Raw genomic sequence first — 11,879 nt, 5'->3', positions numbered from 1 at the left:
TAACATTACGCTCCCTTTTTGGTTTTTTGCTTTTAAATCATCGTGATTATTTTAAGAAACGGTTATAAACAAACAACAGAATAAATGCGCCTAGTGTTGCGGTAATGATACTACCAATGTTGACGCCAGTTGCTCCGCCGAAACCGAGAATGCCGCCAAGGAAGCCACCTACAAATGCCCCTGCAATACCAAGTAACATTGTTGCAATCCAACCGCCCCCATCTTTTCCTGGCATGAGCCATTTAGCAAGTGCGCCGGCGATTAAGCCCAAAATAATCCAAGAAATAATACCCATGAAAACTCCTTAATGCCTTCTTGATCAATTGAGTAATGGAAACTTGTTTAAGGATAGAACAGTAAAACGAAAGTAGTTGAATATCTCCACCGTTATGTGGGAAGGATGCAAGATCTTCTCAAAACTTGAACTTTTGCGTTGAGAAGAGTATAAATCGCCCCCTAAATTCCCTTGGTGAGACCTGAAGTATGAGCACTCCATTTTGGCAAAGTAAATCGTTAGAGCAGATGACAGAAGAGGAATGGGAATCTCTCTGTGATGGTTGTGGCAAATGTTGTTTGCATAAGCTGATGGATGAAGATACCGATGAAATCTACTATACCAATGTGGCTTGTAGCTGGCTGAACAGTAAAACGTGTTCATGTAAGGATTACCCAAACCGTTTCACTTCGGGTGAAGAGTGCACCAAGCTGACCCGAGAAGACATCGACGATTTTACTTGGCTGCCACACACGTGCGCTTACCGTCTGTTGGCTGAAAAGCAGCCTTTACCAGAATGGCATCCGTTGATTACAGGCTCTAAGTCCGCAATGCATGCGGCAGGGGAAAGTGTCCGTAACAAAGTCGTTTACGAGATTGATGTGGTGGATTGGGAAGACCATATTTTAAATCATCCCAACCGTCCTTAGTCGAATAAAAACAAGCCTTTCATTGATTAAATGAAAGGCTTGTTTGCTATTGGGGCTCCCAACTTTGACGTCTCGCTAACGAAATGCTGCTCAGTTTATTATTTAGTGTTGTAAACTTAGGAGTATGATTTCAACGCTTTACACTTCTATTTCTGATTGTTTTGATCAGGATTGTTCCCTATGAGGTAAACATGACGTTTCATTTCCCCCAGAAACTGCGCCTGACATCTTGGGTGACATTATTCGCACTTGCCGTCATTATGTTCTCCCCAATGGCTGTTCATGCGACTGCTACTGACGACATCCAAGAGCCTTCTGCTGCCGAAATCTCGATTGACAACTTGAACCGAGAGATTGTGGATTTATCCCAAAGCCTCTCGCAAGCGAGTGGCGACGAGCGTGATGCCCTTCAACTGCAACTATTCCAAAAGAATGAAGAATTAAGAAGCCAGTTAGCGTCAGCGATTGAACGTGAAACTATCTCTCGCGACAAGCTGATCTTGCTAGTTAAAAAACAAGAACAATACTCTGAGGACGCGACGAACTATCTATCGGAAAAAATAAAGAAAGTCGTCGAGGATTTAAATAAGGCTAAGGATGAAGAGAAGCTTGCTCTTGTTAATGATTATCGAGAGCTACAGCGTTATCTTGATGTTAGCTTCGATTCGAGCTGGCAAAATCTCGCTTGGTTGAAGGAGCTAGGGGCCCAAAACGAGCGCGCAGAAGCGGAATTAAAAGATAAAATTGATAAACGTATGCGCTTACTGTCTGCTTCAATTGAGTACTTGAGTCAGCAAAGTGAGATCATTGGCTCCCAACTTTCGTCTAGCCCAGAGTCGGAAAAAGCGTCGTTGCAACTTAGTCAGCTCATTACTAAACAAAGGCTAAATATTGCGACAGAAAGCTTACGCAACCTGATTTCAATTGGTGATAAAGTCGGTTTAGAAACGTCTGAATACAAGCGCCAAATTTTTGAAGTGACGGGTAATATCACCCATGATTTACTGAATACCAAAGTTGTGTGGTCAATACTGAGTCACTGGTCCAACTCGGCACTGGATTGGTTTGCCGAGAATGCACCGCAGCATATCTTCCAGTTGTTTGTTTTTGCGCTGATTTTATTGATCGCTCGCGGACTGGCTAAGTTAACTCGCAAAGTCGTCCGTAAAGCAGTTGCATCGAAAAACTTAAAACTTTCCCACTTGATGCAGGACTTCTTTATCTCGATGTCCGGCAAATTCGTGTGGGTGATCGGTATCATGGTGGGCTTATCTCAGCTTGGTTTGAACCTAGCGCCAATCCTAACCGGTTTCGGTATTGCTGGTGTGATTATTGGTTTCGCGTTGCAAGACACGTTATCCAACTTCGCGGCGGGTATGATGCTGCTTATTTATCGCCCATTTGATGTTGGTGATTTTGTGTATGCTGGCGGTGTGGATGGCAAGGTAAGCCATATGAGTTTGGTGAACACCACAATCCGTACGTTTGATAACCAAATTATTATTGTTCCTAACAGCAAAATCTGGGGAGATGTTATTAAGAACGTCACGCATGAACGCATTCGCCGCGTGGATATGGTGTTTGGCATTGGCTATGCGGATGACCTCTTAAAAGCGGAGTCAGTATTGTCTGATATCATTACCTCTCACCCGTCGGTACTTCGCACTCCAGAGCCAATGATCAAAGTTCATACATTAAATACGTCTTCTGTAGATTTTATTGTGCGCCCTTGGGTAAAAACGGATGATTACTGGGATGTATATTGGGATGTGACTAAAGAAGTGAAACTACGCTTCGACCGAGAAGGTATTTCGATTCCTTTCCCACAACAAGATGTGCATTTGCATATGGTGGAGAAGCAAGACGCTTAATCACAGATCCCAACTAGTGAAAGGCACTCTAGATAGAGTGCCTTTTTTGATCTTCGGTTAGCGCTATAGTTACAGTTCGTCGAAGAACACCAGTTTCGGCTCGCATTCTAACAAGTTGTCGATCTGGCTAATCAAAAGAGCAAAGTGTTCTGTTTTACCATGAAGCTCAAATGCTTGTTGGTCTTTAAATTGCTCCTGAAAAACGAAGTGGCATGCATTGTCTTTATCTTGGAACAATTGATAACGAACACAACCTTCTTCATTGCGAGTAGGTTCAAGCGCTCGGGTAAGTACCTCTTTCAACTCTTGTTCTTTTCCCGGTTGTGCATGAAAGGTAGCCGTCAAGTGAATCATAATGTTTACTCTTTTTGTTATAGGTAACGCCCTTGGCGTTGCAGGAACTCAATTTTGTAACCATCAGGGTCGGTTACAAAAAAGAACGTTGCTAAATGCTTTTGTTGATGGTCAAAGGCTTTGATGTCACCAGTTTCAATGCCGAGAGATTTAATGCGTTTGTGGGCTTGTTCAATGTCCTCCACGCTGACGGCAAGGTGGCCGTAACCTGAGCCGTGAGTGTAGGGCTCACTTTGGTCGTGATTGTGCGTCAGTTCCAATTCAAAGCCAGTTTCTTGGTTGGCTAGATAGGTTAGAGAAAAGCCATCAAAGATGTATTGATCAGCGACTTCTAGTTCAAGTATGTCACAGTAAAATTGTAGAGAGCGGTCCAGATCACTTACTCGGATCATGGTGTGAATCATTTTTGTCATAGGTACTCCTTGATAGTCCGCACAGGTTAGCGATTTCAAAAGGAGTCTGGGTAGTACTCTAGTACGACAAATTAGAAGATGCTCAAGGGTTTATAATACGGATGCATAGCCTAGGATGGTTATTGGTCGGTTGGTTGCTATTAACTGTTAAGTTGCGCAAGTGCTTGACGAGTGGTCTCTTGAGGTTGGCGGGCGTAAGTGAGGCAAGCGCATCGAAGTAAGGAGGCAAAGTTGTTCACTTCACCATTGTATTCGAGTGCTTCTTGATAAACAGTGCTTATGAATTTAGGAACCGTCATGTTTTGAGCACTAGCGATTTCCTCAAGAATTGTCCAAAAGCTCGCTTCAAGTTTTACACTGGTCGCGTGACCATCAATACGGATAGAGCGGGTGATGAACTGATAGTTGTCTTGGGGTTGCTTAGCAAAGATTTCGCACATTTTCTTTATTCATATAATTAAAGACCCATAATTATTGTGGTGTACGATTTAAAACGTCAACTGTTTTCATGCATAAAAAAACGCTCCCTTGCGAGAGCGTTGAAACATCACGAGTTGTGAAGTAAGTGCAAGTTGATTATTTAATTTGTTGCTTCAAGTACTCGCCTAGTTGCGAGTGGTGCATGATTTTTGATACTGGAAGGATAGTTTCTGCAGGTCCCCAAGCAAATACGTTGACAGGAGTATGCGTATGAGTACCCGTCCCCCATACTGTGTTTTGCTTTGTTGCATGCTCACGCGCTAGCAAGTTGCTACGGTCGTTGTAAGGAAAGAAAGCATCAAAGTCATTGATTGTCGGTACGTTCTCTTCGCTTAAGTATTTGTGTCCAGCGAGTCGGTATGGATTTGGTTTACTTGCTAATACGCGTTCTGCTTGCTCAGGCGTAATCGAAAAATCGCTATTTGCGTTCACGACTTCCGCAAACTTCTCTGGAGTTTGCTCTTTCTTATCAAGCGCTTGGAATTCACTGATCATGCCGTAGTAACTTTTCTTTTGGTTGTATAAACCATCGAGGATCTCGAACTGACCAAAGTTGAAGTTTGGCGCGTAATCCTGATTTTTGAATGCTTCGCCGTCGCGTTTTTGTGGTTTAGGCAAGTTTGCTGATGAGTAGCTAAAGCCAAAAGAGCCGGTTTCGTGGTCAGCAGTAACAATGATCAGGGTGTCATCACGGCCTTTTGCCCACTCATAAACTGAGTTTACCGCTTCATCGAATTTAAGCATTTCATGCAGCATCGTACCTGCATCGTTACTGTGGCCAGCCCAGTCAATTTGGCCGCCTTCAACCATCAAGAAAAAACCGTCTTTGTCTTTTGAAAGAATGTCGATTGCTTTGGTGGTCATTTCTTTCAGCGATGGCTGCGTGCGTTTTGGATCGTTTTTGCTTTGACTGTAGGCAATACCATCGTTCATGCCCGAGTAAGCAAAAAGTCCAAGTAATTTGTCACCTTTAGCTTGTGTGAGCATATCGCGGCTGAAAGCCAGGTTGTAACCTTGGTCTTGCGCCTCAGTAAGCAAGTTGCGTTCGTCTTTGCGTTTCGATTTTAGGTAGACATTTCCTTCAGTGAGCTTTTCAAGCTGCTCGTATGTCTCTCCCTTGTCGTTTGTCGACTTTGGAATCCAATGACGAAGTCCACCAGACATCATCACGTCTACGCCTGTTTCGAGCATATCCGCCGCAATACTGTTTTCTAGGGAGCGATGTGGTTGATGAGCGGCAAATGCTGCTGGCGTTGCGTGGGTCATACGCGTATCAGAGACGAGCCCAGTTGCTTTACCTTTACTTTTGGCTTTTTCTAAAATAGTTTCGACATGGTTGCCTTGGCTATCAATGCCAATGACTTCAGAAGCGGTAGGGATTCCTGTCGCTAGCATCGTAGCTGAGCACGCAGAGTCGACGACAATTGCGTCTTCTGGATTGGTCAGTGATGATCCAATCACACCTTCTTGAGCGAGTTTGTATAACGCTGTGCTTTCGCCTTTGTAAACCGAGTTAGGTGCGTGTTTTGCGTAGGTCTCGAGTAAACCAACTTGTTGAGGACCCATGCCGTCGCCGATCATCAAAATGACGTTTTTGATTTCAGCTGAGAGTGCATTGAAAGAGAGGGTAGATGCAGCCACTGCCGTAACGATTGGAGATACTAAGCGCTTCATTATATTTTCCTTGTTTATTGAAAGCGCAGGCATTAAAGCAATGATTTATGAAGGTTTTGTGTCGGTAATAAAAGTTTAACCAAATTGTCGTTTTTGTTTGGTTTTGCAGAAAAAATGAGTCGCTCTCTAACGTTCGTTAGTTTGGAAAGAAGAAAGCCCACAAACGTGGGCTTGGATTACGCTTAGGAGTTGAAAGCATGGACTAAAGTTATCCATTCAGTGCCTTCACAAGAAACCTAGTTTAGGGAGCAATAAACGAGCATGTATTATCGGGCCACAAGAGCGGTCGAATTCACTTACGTTTGCATCATATCGTTCTTTGGCTTATTAAATTATGGGCTGCAGTAAGTGTTTGGTTCAAATAGGATTTGTTGTCGTGACGATTATCAGACTGGTTATCAGACTAATGCCAATATGATGCCACCAACGGTAAGTGCCGCAGACAGGTATTGACCCGCAGAATATGAGCCATCCTCTTCTTTCTCGATTTTATCAGGGTGATCCATGCCAAGCGCACCATGCGTGAAAGATTCGACCTTTTCACCAACAGATTTATCTTCTGCTTCTATTTTCTTGCTGTCGTGCTCGATTTGTTGCAGAGCGGCAAGTAGCGCTTTGCCCTCGGTCGAAAGCGTCACCTTATTGTGTTCGACTTTCAGAGGCGAAGCACTAGTTTCTTCTTGTGCAATACTTGCTTGTTTAGAGGCGACAGATTGTTTGGCATAGCTATTAACAGAAGTGCTTCCTACTGGATTCATCGAATACTCCTTGGAACATCGACACTCGGTCACTGAGTGCGGGCAAAAAGCAGTTATATTTTTATCGGCGGCAAAGTTTATTTCTGAAGCTATTTGGATAAAAACAGGTCTGCTTTTGCCGCTTCTAGTTTCTATTGGTGATCATTAGCAAAAAATAGACCAGCAGGAAGCAGACCGTTGTCACCCTATGAATTCGGAGCGGTGTGATGATGCAACGCAACGCAAGGTAGTAACTTAAATTGAAGACCAGCTACTTACATTGAAGATCGTTATTGCGTTTAGTTAGATGTTGATATGCCGCCATGCGGTGAGCATCTTGTACATACCGTACTGGTGGTGCGAGGACCTCTAACTGATAGTCAGTATTATCGGAAAGCACGTTATCTGTTGGGCTAATTACAACCACTTTTAAGCTCGAGTTGCGGCTTAAGATTGATGCTGCCGTACCCAACCCTTGCTCGGTGTGAAACTTGCCTGCAACATGGACAACCTGAGCGCCTGGGTTGTCGTCTAGGTAGCTAACGATAGATTCCGCCATAGTTTCATCCCAAGTAACTTGAGCTGCAAACTGTTTTTCCGTCTGCTCTGGCTTACCGTGATGCATGGATGCCATGAACTTTTCTTTGTACGGACTACTACCAGTGTTGATGGCTTGTGCAATGAACATCCGCTGATCATCATCGAGCTTGTTAATGTAATCTAGCCCTTGTCGACCAATGCATCGGACAATGCTCTTTGGTGCATTTGCTGCAATGACCGGGAGATTTTTCTGCTTAGCAAACTCCACGAGAGGGCGATAGTCGCTTTCATAATTGGGCCAAGCGTTGGCTTGTTTCATTAAGTACTGTTCGCCGATCTCCCCACGTAGGTAAGCGTCAACAACAGGTTGTTTGTCGCGGGTAAATTGTTCCATAGATAACGCGAGTGAGCGGTCGTAGGACGTAAGTTGTTTGAGCATATCGGTTTGAAAGCGATGAACGCCGGCGTGTGTGTGCCATTCACCAATAAGAATGACATCTGCTTGTTGCAGCTCAATTGGCAGTTTGCTTAGAGCGATGTGCTCGCCAGAAGGGGTGTATAGTTGGTAGTCGTAAAAACTAGTGACTTCCGCTGAGGTTGCGTGAGAGTTGGTGTGCGTATATGAAGAGCAACCAGTAAGTAAGCCTGCAAAGAGCAAGCTCAAAGTAGAAAAGCGCATTGAAAAGCCTCCAAAAATGTCCGGATGATATTAATGGAGGCTGAGCAACGAATCAATATAAATGATAACTATTTGCGTTTGTTGTTTTTTTGACTTATTAATTGAGTGTTTTTTTGCGATATACACGCAACATAAAATCAGCCTCACATTGGAAAAGTGTAGCGGATTTCAACTCTTCACGAAGAGCATCGGTTGCTTTCCATGCGAATGGCGTCATTTGCAATAAATCGATTGCGGCTCCGTTTTTCAAGTCCATAACATAGTTAAGATGCTGCTGGTGCTCTAATTCAAACCCTTCAATATGTTCTGGTTCTTCATTGTGAAGACGAACTTCTTGATAAATGCGCTCACGCAGTTGGTATAAGTGGCGGCTAGCAGGAGTAACCGTGACAACAACGCCGTCGTTTTTTACAACGCGCTGCAGCTCCTCAGCTTTACACGGGGCATAAATGCGCAAAATGGCATCTAAGGATTCATTTGCGAAGGGAAGTCGGTGACTAGAAGCCACACTAAAGTTGCAGTGCGTGTAACGCTTCGCCGCGTAACGAATGGCAACTTTGGAAATGTCTAAGCCATAAATCGTGGCATGGTTCGCTTGTGTTTCTATCGTCTTTTGTACTTGATCTGTGTAGTAACCTTCACCACAACCAATATCTAATAATTGATGGGTGCTCCCCTCAGTGTATGTTGCACACAGCTGCGCCACTTCTTGGCGCATTGGGTTGTAGTAATCTCCTTCGAGGAATCGACGACGAGCTTGCATCATCTCTTTGTTGTCACCAGGATCTTTAGAACGTTTGTGGTGCGCTGGCATCAAGTTAACGTAGCCTTCTTTTGCTAAGTCAAACTGATGATTGTTTTCGCACTTAAACGTTTTTTCATTTAACGCTAGAGCTTGGTGGCATAGAGGGCATTGATAGTTCATGACGATCTCGAACAGAAAGTAGGGCGGCAAATTCTATCAAAAAGCGTGGTATCAAGTGAAACAAAAAGAGCCGACTGGGTCGGCTCTTATTAAGTATTAGTGGAAGAAGTCGACTTGCTCTTTCAAGTTTCGTGCTTGTTGTTGAAGTTCAATGGCACTTTGCGAGGTTTTTGCGCTCGTGTTGCGGCTTTCTCGGTTAAGTTCACTGATAGAATGGGCATTTGCTGCAATTTCTTGTGAAACTTGAGCTTGTTCTTCTGAAGTCGCTGCAATGGCGTCGGCTTGAGAGGCTATCGACTGCACTTGTACTGCGATGGCTTCTAATGCTGTGCCCGCGTCTTGTGCTTTGTCCAAGACCTGGTTTGCACTGCGTTGGCTGTCTGTCATCATATTAACTGCATTATGAGTCGACCCTTTTAGTTTCTCGATAATTTCCACGACATCCTGAACTGAGCTTTGGGTTCGGTGCGCAAGTGTGCGCACTTCATCTGCTACAACTGCGAAGCCACGACCTTGTTCACCTGCTCGTGCTGCTTCAATGGCGGCATTCAAGGCAAGTAAATTGGTTTGCTCAGCAATTTCATCAATCATTTTAGTGACGGTTTGAATACTCTCGCTATCGCGATTTACTTGCTCGATAGCCGTTGCTGATTGATCCAATTGATCGTTAAGTTGAGCAACGTCGATACATACGCCTTCAACAATCGCGAGACCAGACTGGCTATCGGTATTTGCTGAGCGTACGTTTTCCGCAATGCTTTCGACTTGTTGTGCGACAGATTGAGCGGAAGAGGCCATTTCTTCAATCGCTGTCACAACTTGCTCGACTTCTTGTTGTTGTCGGTCGGCTTGGGTCAAATTGCTATGTGCATCGTTGGCAACGCTGGTGGAGTTGCTCTCCACTAAGTCGCTTGTTGAACGGATCTTACCGACAAGTTCATTGAGCTGACTTGCCATACTGGCGACACCCGAGCTCAGGTTCGTAATTTCATTCTTTGATGCTTTACGAGACGCTGGGATGTTCAAGCTGACTTCGCCGCCGGCTAAGCGAGTCATGTATGAGTTTAGAGTCGTGAGAGGTTGTAAGCTGTGATTCAAGAAAAGTGTCAGTACAACAAAAGTAATGATTGCCGCTACCGAAGAAATGATGGCAATGAGTGTGAGAAGCGTGTCGCTACCTTTTGTAACTTCTTTGATAAACGTACCGCCTAGCAGTTTCCAGTTCCAACCTGGAACCTCTGTGTAGACAAGATACTTTTCGCCTACGTTACCTTGGTACTCGAAAGGGTAGCGAATTAATCCACTAGATTGTTCGAAAATCTGACCAAAAGGCTTGTGACCATTGTAGTCGGCGACTTCTAGTATTGACGAATCTGAGCCGCTTTTTGCTGGATGAAGTAGGTATTTACCAAGATTGTTTTCGTCGTTATCAACGATAATGGTGTAACCAGTGTCGCCCCATTTTATCTCTTCGAGTGCATCGAATAAGGTTTGTGTCGCTTGGTCTACTGGTAAGCCAATAAACGATAGGCCTACTACCTTTCCTGTCGCATCTTTGATTGGGGCATAGTAGGTAATGTAGCGCTCGCCATACAATTTAATTTGAGCGTAATACGGTTGTCCTGCTTTAAGCTGCTGATAACCAGGATGGTTGATGCCTAGCGTGGTTCCGACCGCTCGCTGACCTTGTGGATCTTTTAGGGAGGTGGACACCCGAATAAAGTCGTCACCCAATGGTGCGAATAGCGTTGCTATAGCGCCGGTATCACGTGTGAAACTGTCGACCAACTTGGTGTCATTAATTAAGCTTTCACTGTATTGAGTGATGTTTGGTACTTCATGTCCCATGAAGTCAACCGTGTAATTTTCGACATAGACACCGGCAAGGTAGCCATTGCGAAAAGTAGATTCGAGGACTTTAGCGGTGTGCAGGTAAGCATCGAATTGGCCAGCAATGGTTTTTGCCATTGATTCTACTTTAGATTGGTGTTCTTTCAGTGTGCTTTCCAATAGAACATCGGAAGCGTTGCGGTAAACAAGCGCTGCAATACTGCTGAAAGCAATGAATAGACACAAAGTGATCACCAGTTTCAACTGGAATCCGACACTTTGATTTCGGTATCTCTCTAACATAGACTAATTCCTGATATTTTTATTATTTATGAGTTTTGTATCGGTATGCTATCGGTTTATATGATCAATTTTTTTGATATTTATTAATGAAACCGTCAAAAGTGACCAGTAACCAATAAGTTAGTAAAGATAGGACCATCTAAGCAGAGCTTTTATTACAAAAAAAGCCGGGTATCCCGGCCTTTATATGGTGATTCTTACTGCGCTGAAATGACAGTGACAAGTTCATGTGTCTCACCTGGTTGGAGGGTTTGACCTTGCTCAATACTTGGTGCATGAACAGTAGACTCCACACACAACATGGTTTGATAACCATCGTCAGCCATGTCACCCATGCTTTGCGCACCTTCTGCCCAAGGGTTCCATAATACTGCTGAGTTGTGGCCTTGGTTGTGTACGCTTAGCGTACGATCCAATACCGGGTCTTTTACCAAAATTTTCGCTTCTGGTTGCGTGTAAACGCGGTCAATGGTGTCAGTTAGTTGTAGAACATTACCACCTTGGCATACCGCATCAGCTTTCAAGCTATCAATGTACTCGGCACCCATGCCTGTCGTTTGTGCTTGCTTAATGTCTCCAACGTTTAGGTAAGTATGTAATGCGCCAGAGAAGGTCCAAGCCTCGTCATCAATGTTCATGACTTTGAGCGTCACTTTTAGCTCATCGCCCACTTCAATCACCAAACGAGCGTCAAACATATGGGGCCAAATATCGTGGATTTCTTCTGTCGGGAACAGAGCAAGTTCAACAATCACACCGTTATGGTTCTCACGATGTTCAACCAACTCCCATTCTGCGGTGCGGGCAAAGCCGTGAGCTGGAGCAGCAATACGCCCAAACCAAGGCCAACAAACCGGAATACCACCGCGAAGAGCAGCTTTACCATCGAAGACAGCTTTTTCGCTCATCCAGATCAGATCTTCTTGACCTTTAGGCGTGAACGACACGACATGACCACCGTGTAGCGAGATGCCTGCCGTTGCTTTGTCATGAATCACGCGGACGATTTTTATCTGATCAACTTCAACGATAGTGACGTTATCAGATAGCACCGTTAGGGCTGGGAGAGTTTTTAAATCCATGTGTAGTTTCCTATCGCTGGGGGAGAGCTTTTAGACGCGCTTCGCACATTAAATGCAACATCGAGCC

At 44.4% G+C, this 11,879-nt stretch carries 12 protein-coding genes; 2 read left to right on the top strand and 10 right to left on the bottom strand.

All coding sequences use genetic code 11. The features are described 5' to 3' along the window. Window positions 1-46 precede the first annotated feature (46 nt). On the bottom strand, window positions 47-295 hold the full coding sequence (locus H9L11_RS02000) for a GlsB/YeaQ/YmgE family stress response membrane protein (RefSeq protein WP_005380625.1): 249 nt from the start codon (window positions 293-295) through the stop codon (window positions 47-49). Window positions 296-483: 188 nt separating this feature from the next. Between H9L11_RS02000 and H9L11_RS01995 the strand changes: the two genes are divergently transcribed. Next, window positions 484-924: a YcgN family cysteine cluster protein gene (locus H9L11_RS01995; protein WP_005384948.1), complete on the top strand. Its 441-nt coding sequence runs from the start codon at window positions 484-486 to the stop codon at window positions 922-924. Between the two features lie 191 nt (window positions 925-1,115). Further along, window positions 1,116-2,795, top strand: coding sequence for a mechanosensitive ion channel family protein (locus tag H9L11_RS01990; protein ID WP_005380681.1), 1,680 nt, complete (start codon window positions 1,116-1,118; stop codon window positions 2,793-2,795). Window positions 2,796-2,864: 69 nt separating this feature from the next. Here H9L11_RS01990 and H9L11_RS01985 read toward each other — a convergent pair whose 3' ends face one another. From H9L11_RS01985 to H9L11_RS01945, 9 genes are all read right to left on the bottom strand, one after another. Continuing rightward, window positions 2,865-3,149 carry a putative quinol monooxygenase gene (locus tag H9L11_RS01985; protein WP_033907358.1) on the bottom strand — a complete coding sequence of 95 codons (285 nt, stop codon included), beginning with the start codon at window positions 3,147-3,149 and terminating at the stop codon, window positions 2,865-2,867. A gap of 17 nt (window positions 3,150-3,166) precedes the next feature. Next, window positions 3,167-3,562, bottom strand: coding sequence for a VOC family protein (locus tag H9L11_RS01980; RefSeq protein WP_033907357.1), 396 nt, complete (start codon window positions 3,560-3,562; stop codon window positions 3,167-3,169). Between the two features lie 140 nt (window positions 3,563-3,702). Then, window positions 3,703-4,002, bottom strand: a complete 300-nt coding sequence (locus tag H9L11_RS01975) for a ribbon-helix-helix domain-containing protein (RefSeq protein ID WP_005384938.1) — start codon at window positions 4,000-4,002, stop codon at window positions 3,703-3,705. Window positions 4,003-4,138: 136 nt separating this feature from the next. Beyond that, window positions 4,139-5,716 carry an alkaline phosphatase gene (locus H9L11_RS01970; protein ID WP_033907356.1) on the bottom strand — a complete coding sequence of 526 codons (1,578 nt, stop codon included), beginning with the start codon at window positions 5,714-5,716 and terminating at the stop codon, window positions 4,139-4,141. 398 nt (window positions 5,717-6,114) lie between these two features. Further along, entirely contained in the window at window positions 6,115-6,474 is a 360-nt protein-coding gene (locus tag H9L11_RS01965; protein ID WP_005380688.1) for a hypothetical protein, read from the bottom strand. Window positions 6,475-6,724: 250 nt separating this feature from the next. Next, the gene (locus tag H9L11_RS01960) at window positions 6,725-7,672 is read right to left on the bottom strand and encodes a ChaN family lipoprotein (protein WP_064376892.1); all 948 of its coding nucleotides are present in this window, start codon (window positions 7,670-7,672) and stop codon (window positions 6,725-6,727) included. A 97-nt stretch (window positions 7,673-7,769) separates the two neighbouring features. Beyond that, on the bottom strand, window positions 7,770-8,597 hold the full coding sequence (gene rlmA, locus H9L11_RS01955) for a 23S rRNA (guanine(745)-N(1))-methyltransferase (protein ID WP_005380691.1): 828 nt from the start codon (window positions 8,595-8,597) through the stop codon (window positions 7,770-7,772). A gap of 96 nt (window positions 8,598-8,693) precedes the next feature. Continuing rightward, window positions 8,694-10,730, bottom strand: a complete 2,037-nt coding sequence (locus H9L11_RS01950; protein ID WP_064376891.1) for a methyl-accepting chemotaxis protein — start codon at window positions 10,728-10,730, stop codon at window positions 8,694-8,696. A gap of 197 nt (window positions 10,731-10,927) precedes the next feature. After that, window positions 10,928-11,812, bottom strand: coding sequence for a D-hexose-6-phosphate mutarotase (locus H9L11_RS01945; RefSeq protein WP_005380695.1), 885 nt, complete (start codon window positions 11,810-11,812; stop codon window positions 10,928-10,930). Window positions 11,813-11,879 lie beyond the last annotated feature (67 nt).

This window comes from Vibrio sp. sp1 (assembly GCF_016920955.1).
GTDB classification, from domain to species: domain Bacteria; phylum Pseudomonadota; class Gammaproteobacteria; order Enterobacterales; family Vibrionaceae; genus Vibrio; species Vibrio alginolyticus.
This window is presented reverse-complemented; position numbering and strand designations above follow the sequence as displayed.

Bases quoted from the DNA above. Each gene is read 5' to 3' on its own strand.
- H9L11_RS02000 (WP_005380625.1), bottom strand. From the start codon at position 295: ATGGGTATTATTTCTTGGATTATTTTGGGCTTAATCGCCGGCGCACTT.
- H9L11_RS01995 (WP_005384948.1), top strand. From the start codon at position 484: ATGAGCACTCCATTTTGGCAAAGTAAATCGTTAGAGCAGATGACAGAA.
- H9L11_RS01990 (WP_005380681.1), top strand. From the start codon at position 1,116: ATGACGTTTCATTTCCCCCAGAAACTGCGCCTGACATCTTGGGTGACA.
- H9L11_RS01985 (WP_033907358.1), bottom strand. From the start codon at position 3,149: ATGATTCACTTGACGGCTACCTTTCATGCACAACCGGGAAAAGAACAA.
- H9L11_RS01980 (WP_033907357.1), bottom strand. From the start codon at position 3,562: ATGACAAAAATGATTCACACCATGATCCGAGTAAGTGATCTGGACCGC.
- H9L11_RS01975 (WP_005384938.1), bottom strand. From the start codon at position 4,002: ATGTGCGAAATCTTTGCTAAGCAACCCCAAGACAACTATCAGTTCATC.
- H9L11_RS01970 (WP_033907356.1), bottom strand. From the start codon at position 5,716: ATGAAGCGCTTAGTATCTCCAATCGTTACGGCAGTGGCTGCATCTACC.
- H9L11_RS01965 (WP_005380688.1), bottom strand. From the start codon at position 6,474: ATGAATCCAGTAGGAAGCACTTCTGTTAATAGCTATGCCAAACAATCT.
- H9L11_RS01960 (WP_064376892.1), bottom strand. From the start codon at position 7,672: ATGCGCTTTTCTACTTTGAGCTTGCTCTTTGCAGGCTTACTTACTGGT.
- rlmA (WP_005380691.1), bottom strand. From the start codon at position 8,597: ATGAACTATCAATGCCCTCTATGCCACCAAGCTCTAGCGTTAAATGAA.
- H9L11_RS01950 (WP_064376891.1), bottom strand. From the start codon at position 10,730: ATGTTAGAGAGATACCGAAATCAAAGTGTCGGATTCCAGTTGAAACTG.
- H9L11_RS01945 (WP_005380695.1), bottom strand. From the start codon at position 11,812: ATGGATTTAAAAACTCTCCCAGCCCTAACGGTGCTATCTGATAACGTC.